This window comes from Streptomyces sp. NPDC004065 (assembly GCF_044903565.1).
Classification (GTDB): domain Bacteria; phylum Actinomycetota; class Actinomycetes; order Streptomycetales; family Streptomycetaceae; genus Streptomyces.
The window spans coordinates 70,685-88,191 of record NZ_JBJDQT010000026.1 but is presented as its reverse complement, the minus strand read 5'-3'; the positions used below and the strand labels follow the sequence as shown (position 1 = coordinate 88,191).

General features: G+C 74.6%; 13 protein-coding genes. 5 read left to right on the top strand and 8 right to left on the bottom strand.

The genetic code is table 11. From position 1 onward, the window contains the following. Positions 1 to 140: 140 nt before the first annotated feature. Positions 141 to 683, top strand: a complete 543-nt coding sequence (locus tag ACI2LW_RS25135; RefSeq protein WP_404733456.1) for a hypothetical protein — start codon at positions 141 to 143, stop codon at positions 681 to 683. Between the two features lie 64 nt (positions 684 to 747). Here the strand turns inward: ACI2LW_RS25135 and ACI2LW_RS25130 are convergent, their stop codons facing one another. After that, positions 748 to 1,752: an O-antigen ligase family protein gene (locus ACI2LW_RS25130; RefSeq protein WP_404733455.1), complete on the bottom strand. Its 1,005-nt coding sequence runs from the start codon at positions 1,750 to 1,752 to the stop codon at positions 748 to 750. Positions 1,753 to 2,569: 817 nt separating this feature from the next. Here ACI2LW_RS25130 and lnt point away from each other — a divergent pair. The 4 genes from lnt (at position 2,570) to ACI2LW_RS25110 (ending at position 7,733) form a co-directional block, all read left to right on the top strand. Continuing rightward, positions 2,570 to 4,180: an apolipoprotein N-acyltransferase gene (gene lnt / locus ACI2LW_RS25125; RefSeq protein ID WP_404733454.1), complete on the top strand. Its 1,611-nt coding sequence runs from the start codon at positions 2,570 to 2,572 to the stop codon at positions 4,178 to 4,180. Positions 4,181 to 4,248: 68 nt separating this feature from the next. Next, a complete protein-coding gene (locus ACI2LW_RS25120) occupies positions 4,249 to 4,728 on the top strand; it encodes an NUDIX hydrolase (RefSeq protein ID WP_404733453.1) in 480 nt (159 codons plus the stop codon). Positions 4,729 to 4,783: 55 nt separating this feature from the next. Further along, the gene (locus tag ACI2LW_RS25115; RefSeq protein ID WP_404733452.1) at positions 4,784 to 5,584 is read left to right on the top strand and encodes a 3-hydroxybutyrate dehydrogenase; all 801 of its coding nucleotides are present in this window, start codon (positions 4,784 to 4,786) and stop codon (positions 5,582 to 5,584) included. An 82-nt stretch (positions 5,585 to 5,666) separates the two neighbouring features. Continuing rightward, positions 5,667 to 7,733, top strand: a complete 2,067-nt coding sequence (locus tag ACI2LW_RS25110; protein ID WP_404733451.1) for a helix-turn-helix domain-containing protein — start codon at positions 5,667 to 5,669, stop codon at positions 7,731 to 7,733. A 43-nt stretch (positions 7,734 to 7,776) separates the two neighbouring features. Here the strand turns inward: ACI2LW_RS25110 and ACI2LW_RS25105 are convergent, their stop codons facing one another. From ACI2LW_RS25105 to ACI2LW_RS25075, 7 genes are all read right to left on the bottom strand, one after another. Further along, positions 7,777 to 9,165 (bottom strand): MFS transporter, encoded by a 1,389-nt coding sequence (locus ACI2LW_RS25105; RefSeq protein ID WP_404733450.1) that lies wholly within the window; start codon positions 9,163 to 9,165, stop codon positions 7,777 to 7,779. Between the two features lie 179 nt (positions 9,166 to 9,344). Next, complete coding sequence (locus tag ACI2LW_RS25100; protein WP_404733449.1) at positions 9,345 to 9,995, bottom strand: M15 family metallopeptidase; 651 nt, start codon at positions 9,993 to 9,995, stop codon at positions 9,345 to 9,347. 249 nt (positions 9,996 to 10,244) lie between these two features. After that, on the bottom strand, positions 10,245 to 10,775 hold the full coding sequence (locus ACI2LW_RS25095) for a DUF488 family protein (RefSeq protein WP_404733448.1): 531 nt from the start codon (positions 10,773 to 10,775) through the stop codon (positions 10,245 to 10,247). Positions 10,776 to 10,802: 27 nt separating this feature from the next. Further along, positions 10,803 to 11,891, bottom strand: a complete 1,089-nt coding sequence (sbnA, locus tag ACI2LW_RS25090) for a 2,3-diaminopropionate biosynthesis protein SbnA (RefSeq protein ID WP_404733447.1) — start codon at positions 11,889 to 11,891, stop codon at positions 10,803 to 10,805. Between the two features lie 55 nt (positions 11,892 to 11,946). Continuing rightward, the gene (gene sbnB / locus ACI2LW_RS25085) at positions 11,947 to 13,026 is read right to left on the bottom strand and encodes a 2,3-diaminopropionate biosynthesis protein SbnB (RefSeq protein ID WP_404733446.1); all 1,080 of its coding nucleotides are present in this window, start codon (positions 13,024 to 13,026) and stop codon (positions 11,947 to 11,949) included. Beyond that, positions 13,023 to 14,027, bottom strand: coding sequence for a TauD/TfdA family dioxygenase (locus tag ACI2LW_RS25080; protein ID WP_404733445.1), 1,005 nt, complete (start codon positions 14,025 to 14,027; stop codon positions 13,023 to 13,025). Before ACI2LW_RS25080 ends, sbnB begins: the two co-directional genes overlap by 4 nt. 119 nt (positions 14,028 to 14,146) lie before the next feature. Continuing rightward, positions 14,147 to 17,503 (bottom strand): amino acid adenylation domain-containing protein, encoded by a 3,357-nt coding sequence (locus ACI2LW_RS25075; protein WP_404733444.1) that lies wholly within the window; start codon positions 17,501 to 17,503, stop codon positions 14,147 to 14,149. Positions 17,504 to 17,507 lie beyond the last annotated feature (4 nt).

The following is a 17,507-nucleotide window of genomic DNA, read 5'->3' as shown; positions in this document are numbered from 1 at the left end:
GCCGCTCGGCCGCCCGGCAGGGACATGCCCGGCCGTGTGGCCGCCCGGCCCGGTACCGTCCGGCACCCGGACGCGCCGCGCGGGGCACCGCCGGGTGCAGCGCGCTCCCCGCGCGGCGAAACCTGAGTAACCTCACTGCTATGAGGGAGCACCCCCGCCGCGAGAACGGCACGCACCCCGACGTCTGGACCGGACGCGCCACCAACCGGGTCCAGTGGCTGCTGGCACTGGCGGGCGCCGCCTGCATGGCGCTCGGTGTGGAGCTGGCCGTCGACTCGGCCTGGAGCTCCGGCACCGCCCCGCTCGTGATGTCCGTGGTGGGCTGCATCGCGGCCGGACTGCTCGTCCTCTTCGGCACCCTGGCCTTCGTGCACGTGGCGCTGCGCGTGGACAAGGAGCACCTGGAGGTGCGCTGCGGCCACATCGGCCTGCCGCGCCGCCGGATCCCGCTCGCCCATGTCGCGGGCGCCGAGTTCGCGCCCCACGTCACCCCGTGCCAGTGGGGCGGCTGGGGCTACCGCTGGCGCCCCGAGAAGGGCACGGCGGTGGTGGTACGGCGCGGCGAGGGCGTCGTACTGCGTCTGTGGGACGGTCACACGTTCACGATCACGGTCGACAACGCGGAGGCCGCCGTCCGCGTGATCAGGGACCGGCTGCGCCCCCCGAGCCCGGGCGCGGCCTGAGCGCCGACGGCGCGGTGTCACCGGCCCGCGGGGCCCGCGGTGCCCCGGGCGGGACCGCGAGTGCTCACGGTCCCGGCCGTTCGCGCCCCGGCCAGGGTTCGGATGCCACCGGGCCGGGCTCGTCGGCGAGCGGGCGTGCGGTGGCCAGGCCCGCCAGCAGTCCCGCGCCGACCGACACCGCGGTGAAGCTCAGCGCGTCGCCGACCGCGGCGATCACCGCGAGCGCCGTCAGCGCCGCGCCGGCGGTGAGGGCGACCGGCGTCGGCCGCGCGGTGCGCCACAGCGCGTACAGCACCCAGGCGAAGGCGGCCGCCAGCAGCACCACGCCCGCGGGTCCCTGTTCGGCCGCCTGCTGCCACAGCGCCGAGTGCGGCTTGCCGTCGGGCTGCAGCGACTGCGCGGCGGTCGCACTGAACTCGCCGAAGCGGCCGGGGCCGACCCCGAGGGCGGCGTTCTGGCGGGCCAGGCGCACCGCGTCCCGCCACAGCTCGACGCGGTGCTGCGTCAGCTGGCCCTCCAGGGCCTCGGCCGGCCCGGGCGGCAGCGCCCCCGCGGCGACCGCCCAGCCGGTCCCGCCGGCCACCACGGCGGCCAGGGCCAGTCCGGCGATGCCCGGCCCGCGGCGGCGCATCCGGCCGGCGGCGAGCGAGCACAGCAGGACCACCGCACAGCAGACGGCCCCCGCGCCGGAGCCGAGCACGGCGGCGGTGACCGCGGTCGCGACGGCCAGCGCGCGCAGCGCGAACCGCAGCACCGGAGCGGACGCGGCCCATGCGGCGCAGCAGGCGGCGCCCGCGGACAGGGTCAGCACCCCGGCGGTGGCACCGGCGTGTCCCAGCGGGGCGGCGAACTGCGGTCCCGGGGCCAGCCCCGGCACCGCCACGGCGAGCCCGAGGCCCGCGAGCGCCCCGGCGCACGGCGCGGCGACCGGCAGCAGCGCCCCGCAGATCCGGCCCGTGGCGTACCCGGCGGCCACCGCCAGCACGGCGAGCAGTACGCCTTCCGGGCGCCCCTCGTGCAGCGCCCCGGTGATCAGCGCCCAGGCCGCGCACGCGCCCAGTACGGCCACGCCGACCGCATCAGAAACGTTTCGTCTGTCGCCGTTCACGTGATTCGCGTCGTCTGCCCGTCTCGCGTCGCCCGCCCCGTCCGCGGACATCGTCGTCCTCGTGGCCCGCACCCATCGCTCCCCGCTCCCCGCACCCCGGTGGCCCCCCGGCACCCGTACCAGCGCCCCGCCTTCCGGCCGCCGCAGGCGACCGCACGACTGGAGCCCCGCACACCGTAGCGGCTGGAAACCGGATTGTGGACGTCTCGTGCCGAACGACGCTTCCCGGCATCGGGCCCCGGACCCTGGACCCTGGACCCGGACCGGACCCTGGACCCAGGGCCCGGTCGCCGGACCCGGACCCGGACCCGGACCTGGCCCGGGGCCCGGTCGCTGGTCGCCGCACGCCGGTCGCCGGCCCCTGGTCCCGGATCGGGCCCGGGACCCCGGCTGCTGGACGCCGGTCGCTGGACGCCGGGCCCCGGACCCGGACCCGGACCCGGACCCGGATCATGGACCCGGACGGGACCCAGGACCCGGTCGCCGGACCCCGGACGCGGACCTGGCCCGGGACCCGGTCGCCGGTCGCCGAACCCGAACCCCTGACGCCGGGCGGCGGGCGCGGCGGCAGTGCAGCGGCGCGGCGGGCGGCAGACCGCAAGGGGGGCCACAGGCACGGCGCAGGGGGCCACAGGCACGGCGCAGGGGGGCCGCAGGCGGGGCGGGGGCAGGCGGGGCCCGAAGGCACGGTCCCCGGGCCACGGCGGCGCGCTCCCTCCGCTCTCACCCCGGCCGGCCGCGCTGTCCGGGCCCGACGCACCGGCCGTACACTCCCGGGGTGACCGTCACCGCAACTTCCGTCGACGAGTCGGACCGGCTGCCATCGCAGTCCGCGCCCGCGCCCTGGAGCGCACGGCTGGTCCGGCTCGTACCCGCAGCCGCCGCGGCGCTCGCCGGCGTGCTCCTCTACGTCAGCTTCCCGCCGCGCACCCTGTGGTGGCTGGCGCTGCCCGCCTTCGCCGTACTGGCCCGGGTGCTGCGCGGCCGCGGCTGGAAGGCGGCCTGCGGTCTCGGCTACCTCTTCGGCCTCGGCTTCCTGCTGCCGCTGCTGGTGTGGACCGGCGTGGAGGTCGGGCCCGGTCCGTGGCTGGCGCTGGTCGCGGTGGAAGCGGTCTTCGTGGCCCTGGTGGCGTGCGGCATCGCGGCGGTGTCGAGGCTGCCCGCCTGGCCGGTGTGGGCGGCGGCGGTGTGGATCGCCGGCGAGGCGGCACGCGCGCGCGTGCCCTTCCGCGGCTTCCCCTGGGGCAAGATCGCTTTCGGTCAGGCCGACGGCGTCTTCCTGCCGCTGGCCGCCGTGGGCGGCACCCCGGTGCTGGGTTTCGCGGTCGTCCTGTGCGGCTTCGGCCTGTACGAGGCCGTCCGGGTGGCCCTGGAGGGGCGGCGCACCCGCACGATACGGCGGTCGGCCGCCGCCGCGGCGCTGCTGAGCGTCGCCGTCCCGGTGGCGGGCGCCGTGGCGGCCCGGCCCCTGGTCAGCGACAAGGCGGAGGACGGCACCGCGACCGTCGCGCTCATCCAGGGCAACGTGCCGCGCTCGGGCCTGGAGTTCAACGCCCAGCGGCGCGCCGTGCTCGACTACCACGCCCGTGAGACCGAGCGGCTGGCCGAGGCGGTGAAGGCGGGCAAGGCGGCCCGTCCCGACTTCGTGCTGTGGCCGGAGAACTCCTCCGACATCGACCCGTTCGCCAACGCCGACGCGCGCGCGGTCATCAACCGGGCGGCCCGGGCGGTCGGGGCGCCGGTCTCCGTCGGCGGCGTCGTGGAGCGCGACGGGAAGCTGCTCAACGAGCAGATCCTGTGGGACCCGGTCCAGGGGCCCACGCAGACCTACGACAAGCGGCAGATCCAGCCGTTCGGCGAGTACCTTCCGCTGCGCTCGCTGCTCGGAGCGGTCAACAAGGACTGGACCTCGATGGTCCGGCAGGACTTCGACCGGGGCACGGAGCCGGGCGTGTTCGACGTCGACGGCACCCGGATCGGCCTCGCCACCTGCTACGAGGCCGCCTTCGACTGGGCCGTGCGGGACACGGTCACCGACGGCGCGCAGATGATCTCCGTGCCCAGCAACAACGCGACCTTCGACCGCAGCGAGATGACCTACCAGCAGCTCGCGATGTCCCGGATCCGCGCGGTCGAGCACAGCCGGACCGTGACCGTCCCGGTGACCAGCGGCGTCAGCGCGATCATCATGCCCGACGGCCGTATCACGCAGAGGACCGGCATGTTCGTGCCGGACTTCCTCGTCCAGAAGGTGCCGCTGCGCTCGTCGCGGACGCCCGCCACCGAGCTGGGCGTGCTGCCGGAGATCGCCCTGGTGCTGGTCGCGGCGGGCGGCCTGGGCTGGGCGGTCGGGGCCGGCCTGCGCGGCCGGCGGGCCGCGCGGGCGTAGCGGCCGGCCCGGTCCGCGCGGCCGGTCGCGTTCCCTGGTCACGGCCCCGGCCCGTTAGGGTCGGGGCCATGGGCACTCCTGACTTCATCCGCACCCTCCGCGCCTCCGCGGGCCACCAGCTGCTGTGGCTGCCGGGGGTCAGCGCCGTGGTCTTCGACGACCAGGGCAGGGTTCTGCTGGGCCGGCGCGCGGACAACCGCAAATGGGCGCTGATCTCCGGCATCCCGGACCCCGGGGAGCAGCCGGCGGCGTGCGCCGTGCGGGAGGTGTACGAGGAGACCGCGGTGCGCTGCGTGCCCGAGCGGATCGTGATGGTGCAGTCCGGCGGTCCCGTCACTTTCGGCAACGGGGACATCTGCCAGTTCATGGACGTCACCCTGCGCTGCCGGGCCGTCGGCGGCGAGGCCCGGGTCAACGACGACGAGTCCCTCGAGGTCGGCTGGTACCCGGTGGACGCGCTGCCGAAGATGGACGAACGGCACTACGTGCGGATCAAACGGGCCCTGTCCGATGAACCCACATGGTTCGCGCCTATGAGCGTCGACTGAAGTATGGGTTGAGACCACATGTAGTCTGGCAGGTGCGCTGCCTAGGCTCGCGGACATGACCTCGCCCAGCGCCCTCCCGGGCCCCCACACCCCCTCGCTCGACCTCGGCGGTCGCACCGCCCTCGTGACCGGTGCCGCGAGCGGTATCGGCCGCGCCTGCGCGCTGCGGCTGGCCGCGGCGGGCGCGAAGGTCAGAGCCGTCGACCGGGACGCGGCGGGCCTGGACGCGCTCGCCGAGCACTCCCGTGGCCTCGGCGGCACGCTGGAACCGCACGTCCTGGACCTCACCGACCTCGACGCCGCCGAACAGGCGGCGACCGGCACCGACATCCTCGTCAACAACGCCGGACTGCAACTGGTCCGGCCCATCGAGGAGTTCCCGCCCGAGGTCTTCCACACTGTGCTCACGGTGATGCTGGAGGCGCCCTTCCGCCTCATCCGCGGAGCCCTGCCGCACATGTACGGGCAGCGGTGGGGGCGGATCGTCAACATCTCCTCCGTGCACGGCCTGCGGGCCTCCGCCTACAAATCGGCGTACGTGGCGGCCAAGCACGGCCTGGAGGGCCTGTCCAAGACCACCGCCCTGGAGGGCGCCGCGCACGGGGTGACGTCCAACTGCGTCAACCCCGGGTACGTGCGCACGCCGCTGGTCGAGAGGCAGCTCGCCGACCAGGCGCGGGCCCACGGCGTCCCCGAGGAGCGCGTGCTGTCCGAGGTGCTGTTGCAGGACAGCGCCGTCAAGCGGCTGATCGAACCGGAGGAGGTCGCGGAGGCCATGGCGTACCTGTGCGGCCCGCAGGCGTCCTTCGTCACCGGTACCTCGCTGGTGGTCGACGGCGGCTGGACCGCGCACTGACCGGCCGCCTTCACCTGCCCGCCCGTCCGGAGGTTTTCCACAGGGCTCACCGCACGGCCGGGCGATGGGGAATCCTGTGACCATGTCCAGCGATCACCTGCACCTCGCCGCCGGCCGCACCGCGGCGGACCCCGGTCCGCCGGCCGGCCGCGCCGCCGGTACGCCACCGGCCGGCGCCGACGCGTCACCCGCCGACCGGACCCTGCCCGGGGGTACGGGCGGAGCGTGCGCGGCGGCCGACGGCGCCCACGGGGTCCCGGGAGACGCCGCCGGGGCGCCCTTCCTCGAACTGCTGGCCCGCGGCGAGCCGGCCGCCGCCTACGAGCGGCCCGTGCTGCTCGCCCGCGCCGAGGGGCGGCCCGCCGAGTGGATCGCGGCGCTGGAGCACGCCAAGCTGCTGGCGCTGCGCGTCCGCGCGGAACTGGAGGGACGCCGGCGCCGCGAGGCCGAACTGTCCGCGCTCTTCGAGACGGCGCACGACCTGGCGGGCCTCAGGGACCTCGACTCCGTGCTGCAGGCCATCGTGCAGCGCGCCCGCTCGCTGCTCGGCACGGACGTCGCCTACCTCACGCTGAACGACCCGGAGCGTGGCGACACCTACATGCGCGTCACCGAGGGCTCGGTGGCGGCGCGCTTCCAGCAGCTGCGCCTGGGCATGGGGGAGGGGCTCGGCGGTCTGGTGGCGCAGACGGCCCGCCCCTACGTCACCGACGACTACTTCCAGGACGCCCGCTTCCAGCACACCGGCACGATCGACGCGGGCGTGCAGGACGAGGGCCTGGTCGCCATCCTCGGCGTCCCCCTCATGCTGGGCGCGCACGTCATCGGCGTGCTGTTCGCCGCCGACCGCCGGGCCCGGGTGTTCGAACGGGAGCAGATCGCCCTGCTCGGCTCCTTCGCCGCCCTGGCCGCGTCCGCCATCGACAGCGCCAACCTGCTCACCGAGACCCGCTCGGCCCTGGCCGGCCTGGAGCGGGCCAACGAGATCATCCGCGACCGCAGCGCGGTCATCGAACGCGCCTCGGAGGTCCACGACCGGCTCGCCGAACTGGTGCTGCGCGGCGGCGGCGTCCACGACGTGGCCGCGGCCGTCTCCGAGGTCCTCGACGGCACCGTGGGCTTCGCCGAGGCCGCCGACGCACCGGCCGGGGCGCTGCAGGCGTCCCGGGCCGAGGGCCACGCCGTACGGCACGGCGACGACTGGATCGCCGCGGTCGCCGCCGGCGGCGAACTGCTCGGCGCGCTCGTACTGCGCGGCCAGGGCGCCCTCGACCCGGTCGACCAGCGCACACTGGAACGCGCCGCGATGGTCACCTCCCTGCTCCTGCTCGCCAGGCGTTCCGCCGCCGAGGCCGAGCAGCGGGTCCGCGGCGAACTGCTGGACGACCTCCTCGACGCCCGGGACCGCGACCCGCGGCTGCTGCGCGAGCGCGCCGCCCGGCTGTCCGCCGACCTCGACGCCGCGCACGTCGTGCTCGCCGCCCGCCTCGACGCCCCGGCCGCCGACGCCGACCAGGAGGCCGACGCCCGCCGCCGGCTGTGGGCCGCGGCCTCCCATCTGGCGGCCACCCGGCAGGGACTGGCCGCCGCGCGCGACGGCGGCACCGTCCTGCTGCTGCCCCTGCGCGGCGGCGCCGGCGCCACGGAACTGGCCCGCAGAACCGCCCGCCACCTGGGCACCGCCGTGCACGAGGCGGTCACCGTCGGCGCCTCGGCCCCCGTGCGGGACCTGGCCGGCCACCCCGACGCCGTCACCGCGGCCTACGAGGAGGCGCGACGCTGTCTCGACGCCCTCCGGCTCCTCGGCCGGGCGGGTGACGGCGCCGCCGCCGAGGACTTCGGCTTCCTCGGTCTGCTGCTGGCCGGCGACCGGGACGTCGCGGGTTTCGTCGACCGCACCATCGGCCTGGTCGCCGCCTACGACGAGCGCCGCGGCACGGACCTCATACGCACCCTGGAGGCGTACTTCGCCTGCGCCATGAGCCCGGCCCGCACCAAGGACGAACTGCACGTCCACGTCAACACCGTGGCCCAGCGCCTGGAGCGGGTGGGCCGCCTGCTCGGCGACGACTGGCAGAGTCCGGCCCGCGCCCTGGAGATCCAGCTCGCCCTGCGTCTGCACCGGCTGGCCTCCCCACGACAGCACTGACCCCCGTACGCGCGGGGCGTACGGGGGCCGGCCGGCCGCGGGGTCAGACGGTCCGCGCGCCGGCCGTGCGGGCGGCGGCGGGCTCGGCGTCCTCCTCCTGGCTCCGTACGGCGGCGAGGTCCCGGTGCCGCGTCTCCTTGGCCGCACCCACCGCGACCAGCGTCAGCAGGGCCGCCGCGATCACGTACAGCGAGATCGGGGTGGAGCTTCCGTACTCGGAGAGCAGGGCGGTGGCGATCAGCGGGGCGGGCGCGCCCGCGGCGACCGAGGCGAACTGGGCGCCGATGGAGGCGCCCGAGTAGCGCATCCGGGTGGCGAACATCTCGGAGAAGAAGGCGGCCTGCGGGGCGTACATGGCGCCGTGCAGCACCAGGCCCACGGTGACCGCGAGGACGAGACTGCCGAAGCCGCCGGTGTCGATGAGGGCGAAGAACGGGAACATCCACAGGCCGACCCCGGCCGCCCCCAGCAGGTACACGGGGCGGCGTCCGATCCGGTCGGACAGGGCGCCCCAGGCCGGGATGACCGCGAAGTGCACGGCGGAGGCGATCAGCACGGAGTTGAGCGCGGTCTGCTTGGAGACGCCGGCGGACGTGGTGGCGTACACCAGGATGAAGGCGGTGATGACGTAGTAGCTGATGTTCTCGGCCATGCGGGCGCCCATGGCGACGAGCACGTCGCGCCAGTGGTGCCGCAGCACGGAGACCAGCGGGAGCCTCTCCGCGGCGTCCTTCTCCTCGGCCTTGCGCGCCTCGGCCTGGGCCAGCGCCTGCCGGAACACCGGCGATTCGTCGACAGAGAGACGAATCCACAGACCCACGCCGACGAGCACCCCGGACAGCAGGAAGGGTATGCGCCAGCCCCAGCTGCCGAAGGCCTGGTCGGAGAGCACGGCGGTGAGCAGCGACAGCACACCGGTGGCGAGCAACTGGCCCGCCGGCGCACCGGTCTGCGGCCACGAGGCCCAGAAGCCGCGCCGCCGGGCGTCCCCGTGCTCGGAGACCAGCAGCACGGCGCCGCCCCACTCGCCCCCGAGCGCGAAGCCCTGCACCAGGCGCAGCGTGGTGAGCAGCACCGGAGCCGCGGTCCCCACGGTGGCGTGCGTGGGCAGCAGCCCGATCGCGAAGGTCGCGGCGCCCATCATCAGCAGGCTCAGCACCAGCAGCTTCTTGCGTCCCAGCCGGTCGCCGTAGTGCCCGAACACCAGCGCCCCCAGCGGCCGCGCCGCGAACCCGACCGCGTACGTCAGGAACGACAGCAGGGTGCCCACGAGCGGATCCGACTCGGGAAAGAACAGCTTGTTGAACACGAGCGCGGCGGCCGAGCCGTACAGGAAGAAGTCGTACCACTCGATGGTGGTACCGATGAGGGACGCGGCGACGATGCGCCTGAGGTTGTCCGGGGCTGGTGGAGCGGTTGCGGGCGACGACATCGGCACCACTTCCTGCGGTTGCGACGGGGACGTTTGCGTGTCGCCACACCGTAGGAATCCCCAGATCAGGCGCACATGTGGCGGGGCAACATAGTTCGAGGGTTAGCTATGGTGTCGCCACCATGCCGCCTGGCCCTGGTGTTGGTGTCCGCGGCGGACCCGGTCGCCTCCTGGCGCGGCTAGGGCAGTTCGATCGGGCCGTAGCGCGCGTGCGGCTCCTGCCGCATCAGCGCGCCGTACCGGTCCGCCACTGAGAAGTGCCAGAACTCGGTTCCGTAGTTCGTGAAACCCGCCCTCTCCATGGCGTTGAGCAGCAGCGTGCGGTGGTGGCGCGCGCGATTGCCGAGGTTCGGCGCGTGAGTGAAGCAGGCACCGTCGCTCTCCTCGGGGGAGGCATTGACGCGGGTGCCGAGGTCGAGTTCCTGCCCGTCCCGGTCGACGAGGGTGACGTCCACGGCCGCGCCCGCGGAGTGGGGCGCGATCTCCGGCGGCGACACGTACCGGCCGGCCGCCTGGTGCAGCTGCTCAGCTGTCCAACCCGGGTGAGCGGCGGCCAGCGTCTCCCGGTACTCGGTGAAGTAGCGCTGCTGCAGGGCCGGCGGCCGGTAGCCCTCGATGAACAGAAGGTCGGTGCCGGCGGGCAGGAGCCAGCGGGCGTGCTCCAGCCGGGCCAGGACGCCCTCGCGGACGTGGGCGAACGCGCCCAGCGGATCGTGCCTGCGGAGATCGACGCGCAAGCCGTGGTCACGCACGTCGACGAGCGGCTCCCCGCACTCGCGCACCGGGACCGCGGCGACCCGCGGATCGGACATCAATACCGGACTGTTCATCGAGTCTCCCTGCGACGGCTCGCACTGCGGTGGCGGGATGGGGAGGCAGAGGCCAGGTCGGTTTCGCGCCGGATGCGGACAGGGACCTTTGTGCTGAGCCGGTCGAGTAGCCGTTCCGCGCATGCTGACATGGCTCGTCACCGTACGAGCGCGGACAGGGGTGCACGCAAGTGCGCACAGTCACTCGCGTTGCCTCGGCACGGCCGTTGTGCGGCTCAGCAGCCGGCGCGGAGGGCGTTGTTCGCGACCTCAGTTCGTGCGGCCGTCGTAGACCAGGAGGCCGTCCTCGCGCAGGCGTACGCCCGCGGTGGGCGTGTGGGGCGTCGTCCGGCCGTCGTGCATGAGGTGGAGGACCGGCACCTCGCGGGCGAGCACGGCGAAGTCGGCGATGAGACGGCGATGGCAGCGCCACCAGACCGTCTCGCCGCACATCACCGCCGTGCGCGTGCGCGCCGCCTCGCGCAGCAGGCGGTCCATGGCGGCGACGAACTCCGGCGAGCGGGTGTGGCCGGCGTAACCGCGGAAGGAGTCGTTGCGCCAGACCGTGTCGGGGCTGTCCGGGGCGGGCCTGCGGAACCCTCCCAGCGCCGGTTCCCACCGGTAGGCGAACCCCTCGGCCGGCATCCACTCGGCCAGCCGGTCCCGCAGCAGGTCCGGGTCGCGGCGGCTGCCCGGGGCGGTGCGCACGTCCACCACCGAGGCGACCCCGGCGTCCCGGAGCAGCCCGGTGATCCGCTCACGGCCCGCGGTGCCGTGGCCGAAAGTGATCAAAGGTTCCATGCCGGCCGCACGGTTTCCCGCCGTGCGTCACGGCTTTCTGCGGCGGCCCGGCGACCGGGACATCCGCTCCGCCCCGCGGGGGACCGCGGGCACCCCGGGCCTGGAGGCCCCGTCCGTGCCCGTCTCCCGGCCGGAGCGGGACGCGGTGTCCGCGGAGTCCGCGGTGTCGAGGATGTCGTGGCCGTACAGGTCCTCCAGCCAGGCCGTCTGGTAGATCGTGTCGAGGTAGCGCTCGCCGAGGTCCGGGGCGATGGCCACGGCGGTCAGGCCGGGCCGTTCGTGGCGCGCCAGCCACTCCATCGCGCCGCTGACCACCGTCCCGGTGGAGCCGCCGAACAGGAACCCGTGCCGGGCCAGCCGGTGGCAGGCGCGGATGGTGTCCGCCTCCTCGACCCGGATCACCTCGTCGACGTACGACTCGTCGAGCAGCGGCGGGCGCATGCTCATCCCGAGGCCCGGGATCATCCGGCGGCCCGGCTCCCCGCCGAAGGCCACCGAGCCGACCGTGTCCACGGCGACGATGCGCACCGAACGGTGCCACTCGCGGAAGTAGCGGGCGCACCCCATCAGGGTCCCGGTGGTGCCCGCGCCGACGAACAGCACGTCCAGCCGCGGGAACTGATGGGCGATCTCCGGCGCCGTCCTGCGGTAGTGGGCTCCCCAGTTGCCCGGGTTGGTGTACTGGCTGAGCCACACGTACCGGTCGTCGGAGGCGCACAGCGCGCGGACGTACTCGATGCGCGCCCCGAGGAAGCCCCCGTTGGCGTCCAGGTCCGCGATGACCTGCACCTCGCTGCCCAGCGCCTCCATCAGCAGCCGGGTCGACAGATTGCAGCGCGAGTCCGTCACGCACAGGAACCGGTAGCCCTTGCTGGCGGCGATCATGCTGAGCGCCACGCCCAGGTTGCCGGAGGAGGACTCGATGAGGATCGAGTCGGGCCTCAGCAGCCCGTCCCGCTCCGCGGTCTCCACCATTTCTATCGCGGCCTTCAGTTTGATGGAGCCGGCGAAGTTGAAGCCCTCGCACTTCAGGTAGAGCGAGTGCCCGAACACCGGCCGGAGGTCGACGTAGAGCTGACCTTCGTTGAAGGCGTAGGGAGTGGAGATGACGGGCACGCTGACCTCCTGATGCCGATGCCGATGCCGATGCCTGGGAGGGGGGAAGGGACGGTCAGCCGTACCGGCGCAGCTCGTGGAAGAAGTCGTCGACGACGCGCAGGTCTCCGGTGCGGGCCACCTCGTCGTGGACGTACTTGCCGACGGCGAGGTCCAGGACGCCCAGACCGAAGGGCGAGAAGACGACCGTGCGGTCGGCCGGCACCTCCACCCGGCCCGTCATGACGTCGTCGAGGGTGCCGTCGAGGAAGTCACGGCCACCGGTGAGCTGTTCGGCCAGGTGGGGGGAGGTCTCGGCCTTCAGGCAGTGGTCGACGTCGTCGACGAAGTTGGCCGACTCCAGCAGGACCTCGGGAGCGAGGTCGCGCAGCGACACGTGCAGGACCACGGGGTGGTGCGCGAACAGCGCCGGGTCCGTGACGTGCGGCCGGCCCGCCACGGTCGCGAACACCACCAGGTCGCTGGAGCGGATCAGCTCCTCGGGGCTGTCGTGCACGGTGACGTCGGCGGCGTCCGCCGCCGCGCCCGACTGCCGCAGGTAGCCGCAGAAGCCGGCGGCGCTGTCGGCGGACAGGTCGTACACCCCGACGGAGTCGAAGGTCCAGCCGGTGCCGGCCAGGAAGGTGTGGATGTAGCGGGCGATCAGGCCCGTGCCGAAGAAGCCCACCCTGGTCGGCTGGGTCCGGGTGCGCGTGAGCCAGTCGGCGGCCAGCGCGGCGGACGCCGCCGTCCTGGTGGCGCTGATGATGGAGCTCTCCAGGCAGGCGAACGGGTACCCGGTGCGGGGGTCGTTGAGAATGAGGACCGCGGAGGCGCGGGGCAGACCGTCCGCCACGTTCTCCGGGAAGCTGGAGATCCACTTCAGGCCGTCCACGGCCACCTGCCCGCCCACCGAGGCCGGCAGCGCGATGATCCGGGACGTGGGCCGGTCGGGGAAGCGCAGGAAGTACGACGGCGGATTGACCGTCTCCCCGGCTCCGTGCAGCCGGTAGGTCGCCTCGACCAGTTCGACGAGCTCCTTCTCGCGTCCGGCGAGCGCCTGGTGCACCTGCGCGCCGGAGATCACCGCGAAGGACGGCACGGGCGCGGCGCCGGAGCCCGCCGTCCCGGTGGCGGGGGAGGTCACGGGTCTCATCGGCGGTTCCCCTTCGAGCTCGGGCGGTTGTCGGCCGGGCGCTGCGGCTCGGCCATGGCGACCAGCACCTGGCGCTCGCCGGTGAAGGGCTCCCGGCTGTGCGCGGTGCGGATGTTGTCGACGAGCATGACGTCGCCGTCCTGCCAGGGCTCGCGCCGTGTGTGGGCCTCGTAGGTGCTGTTGAGCAGCTCCACGACGTCCTCGCCGATCGGCGTGCCGTCCCCGAAGCGGGTGTTGAACGGCAGCCCGTCCTGGCCGTACTCGTCCACCAGGTACTCGCGCACCTCGGGCGCCAGCGTCCACTCGTTGAGGAAGGCGATCTGGTTGAACCAGCAGCGCCGGCCGGTCACCGGGTGGTCCACCACGGCGCTGCGGCGCTGCCGGGTGCGCAGGGTGCCGTCGGGCTCCCAGGCGAACTCGATGGCGTGCGCCCGGCAGTAGTTCTCCACGGTCTCCCGGTCGTCGCTGCCGAACGACTCCTCCAGCGAGGCCCCGATCTCGTCGTTGTAGCTGCGGGTGAGCAGCCAGCCCTCGCGCTCGAACCGCTCGCTCAGCTCGGCGGGCAGCGCCCGCAGCACCTCCTCGGCGTCGGCGAGCGCGGTCGCCCCGCCCTCGGCGGGCGCGGTCAGGCACGCGAACAGCATCAGGCCGGGCACCTCGTGGGCGTAGCTCAGCTCGTGGTGCATGCACATGGGCTGGTTGGCCGGCCAGGCGGTGGAGGAGTACACCCTCGGGCCGTGCAGCTCTCGGGGGGCGAAGGCCTCACGCTCGGTCATCAGGGTGCCGGCCAGGGCCGCGAAGACCGAACCGACCTGGTCCGCGTCCCGCAGCCCCAGGCCGCGTACGAGCACGGCGCCGTGCTCGGTGACCTGTGCGCGCAGGGCCTCGCGGTGCTCGGCCGCCCAGCGGGCCGGATCGGCGGGGGTCTCGAGGTGCAGGAGCGGGGGCCGGTCCGGCCGCAGGTCCACCTCCAGCAGCGAGGCCGGGGACGAGAACGACATCTCGGGTTTCCTCTCGTTCGTCACAGCGGGAAAGGCTCGGGTCGCGGGGGAGCCGCGGTCTACGGGCACCCGCCCGGCGCCGGCCGTGCCGCGGCGCCGCGGGCGCGCGGCCGGATCGGTCAGGGGGAGGCCAGCCGGGGAGCGCGGGCAGGGGCCGCCGGCGCGCCGGCCGCGCTCAGCACGGCCGCGGCCGCCTCGGCCGGGCGGGTGCGCAGGAAGTAGTGGCCGCCGTCGGCGAGTTCGTGCAGTTCCACCTGTTCGGCCAGCCGCAGCCACTCCCGGTGGCGGCCGCGGAACGACGGCGTGTGCGGGTCGTCGGCCGCCGCCACGACGGTGACCGGGGCGGACAGGCGGTGCGCCGGCGGGTTCTTCAGGACGTCGGCGAAGTAGCGGTGCGCGCACACGCAGTCGTGCCGGTAGGCGGCGCCGATGTGCTCGGCGTGCCGTGCGTTGAGCTCGCCCAGCTCGGTGTAGCCGCTGTCGGCGCTCAGCCGCGCGGCGATCTCCGCGTTGCTCAGCTCCGTCAGCTCCCGTACGGCGGCCAGGCGTTCCTCCGCCGTGCCGGGCAACTGCGCCGCAAGGAACACCCGTTCCGTCGTCACTCCGCGCTGTTGCAGCCGACGCGCCGTCTCCACGGCGTACGCGGCGCCGGAGGAGTGGCCCCACAGCATGACGCCGCGCGGGCGGCGGGCGGTGATCTCGGCGACCACCTGGCCGACCACCTCGGACAGCGGTGCGAACGGCTCCTCGGCGAGGGCCAGGTCGTGGCCGGGCAGGTCCGCCGCGTACACCGCGATCCCGCTGCCCGCGAGGGCGGCGGCCATCGGGCGGAAGTTGACCGCGTTGCCGCCCGCGTAGGGGAAGCAGACCAGGACGCGCCCGGCGGGCCCGTCGGCGGCCGACAGCGGCTGCAGCAGCTCCGGACGGTCCCGGCGGGCGCCCTCGACGAGGGCGGCGAGGTCGGCCAGCACCGGGTGGCGGGTGATGTCCTTCAGGGACACCGCCCGGTCCAGTGCGATGGTGAGCTTCACCGCGGACAGCGAGGTGCCGCCGCGGTCGAAGAAGTGGTCGGACCGGCCCACCGAGTGCGGGGGCACACCCAGCAGTTCGGCCCACGCCGCCGCCAGTCTCCGCTCGGCCGGGGTGCGCGGCGGATCCGGGTGCTCGGCGCCGCCGCCGGGCTCCCCGTCCGCGCCGGCGCCGCCGCGGCGGCCGTCCGCACCCGCCGCCGCGCCGGGGCGGGCGTCCCCGGCGGCACCGCCCCCGGTGGCCAGCGCGGTCAGCGCCTTGCGGTCGATCTTGCCGTTGGCGGTCAGCGGCAGGCTCTCGTGCCAGTGGAAGGCCGTGGGGACCATGTACGCGGGCAGCGCGGCGCTCAGCGCCTCCCGCAACTCCTGCGCCGTCAGCCGCCGGCCGGTGTAGAAGGCGATCAAGTGCTTGCTGCCGCCCGCCAGTTCGGCGACGACGACCGCGCCGTCGCGCACGCCGGGGACCCGCAGCAGGGTGTTCTCGATCTCGCCGATCTCGATGCGGAAACCGCGGATCTTGACCTGGCCGTCCCGGCGCCCCAGGAACTCCAACTTGCCGCCCGGGTGCCAGCGCCCCCAGTCCCCGCCCAGGTACAGCCGCTCACCCGGCCGGAACGGGTCCTCGCGGTAGGCCTCACGGGTCCGCTCGGGATCGTTGACGTACCCGCGCCCGACGCACACCCCGGAGAAGGCGATCAGTCCGGGGGCGCCGAGCGGCACCAGCTCCAGCCGCTCGTCCACGACGTGGACGCGCACGTTGCCGACGGGCCGTCCGAGCAGCACCCGGTCCGGGACCGCCCGCATCACCTCGTGGTTGGTGTCGTCCGAGGTCTCGGTCAGCCCGTACGCGTTGACCAGCGCGACACCCGGCTGGACGGCGAACCAGCGCTGCACCAGCTCCCGCTTGAGCGCCTCCCCGGTCACCGACACACAGGCCAGACGGGGCAGCCGGCGGGGCCGCTGCTCCAGGTAGGAGACCACGACCTCCAGGTACGACGGCACCAGCTGGGCCACGCAGACCCGGCCGCCCTCGAGCGTGTCGACGAACCGCTCCACGTCCGTGATGGCGTCCTGCTCGACCAGCAGCGTCCGTCCGCCCACGAGCAGCCCGGCCAGCAGCTGCCACAGGGAGATGTCGAAGCACTGCGGGGCCGTCTGCGCCACCACGGCGTCCGGGCCGATGCCCAGGTCGTCGATCTTGGCGTACAGATGGTTGAGCATGCCGGCGTGCTCGCACATCGCGCCCTTGGGCTCACCGGTGGAGCCCGAGGTGAAGTAGATGTAGGCCAGTTGGTCCGCCGTCACCTCGACCCCGGGGTCGGTGCCGGGGTGGCCCTCCTCGTACGCGGCGCCGATCAGCAGCTTCTCGGCGTCCGGCACCAGGGTGGCCAGCGCCTCGTCCAGCGTGCCGGTGCTGCCGGGCTCGGTCAGCACCAGCCGGCATCCGGCGCGGGTGAGGGTCGCGCCGATCCGGCCGGCCGGGAAGTGCGGCTCGACCGGCAGATAGACGCCCCCGGCCTTGAACACGGCGAGCACCGCGGCCAGCCAGTCCAGGTCGCGCTCGGTGACCACCGCCACGACCTCCTCCCGGCCCAGCCCGCGGGCCAGCAGCGCCCGGGCCAGCCGGTTGGCGCGGTCGTTGAGTTCCCCGTACGTCCAGGTACGGTCGCCGTGCACCGCGGCCACGGCGTCGGGATGCTCCCGCGCCCGCCGCTCGAACAGCTGGTGCGCCCGGGCACGGGGAAGTTCCCGGTGCGGTCCGGCCAGCGCCTCCAGCTGCTCGCGCACCTCCTCGCGGGACAGCAGGGTGCGGCCGGTGTGGGCGGCGTCCGGGTCGGCGGTCATCAGCGTCAGCGCGGTCAGGTGGTAGCCGGCGACGCGTGCGGCCGCCCCGGCGTCCAGTGCGTCCGTGCGGTACCGCAGCCGCAGCGCCGCCTGCCCGCCGCGCTCGGCCCAGCCGACCGCCAGCACCGTTCCGTCGGGCAGCTCCGCCAGGGTGTCCGCGGGGTCGAGGACGGCCTCGTACGCCGGTCCGGTCAGCCCGAGCTCCCGGCGCAGCCCGCCCACGGCGAAGTCCCGGTGGGTCAGCAGGTCCGCCTCCACACGCCGGGCGGCCCGCACGAGTTCGCGCCACGAGGGGGCCGCGAGGGTCAGCCGGCAGGGCAGCGGGCCGTCCGGGGCCTGGGCCGCGTAACCGGTCACCACCTCCTGCTCGGTGGACAGCGCGGCCAGCACCTTGGCGTGGGCGGCCAGCACCACCGAACTCACCGGCACCCCCAGCTCCGCCGCCAGGTCGCGCACCGCCTGCGCCACGTCGGCGGGCACCTCCTCCTCGTGCTCGGCCGCACCCGGCGCCGGGTCCGGAGCCCACCGGGGGACGGCGGTGAAACCGCCGGCGGTGAGCACATCGGCCCAAAAGTCCCTGTCCGCTGCCACGAGCGCTCCCATCGAC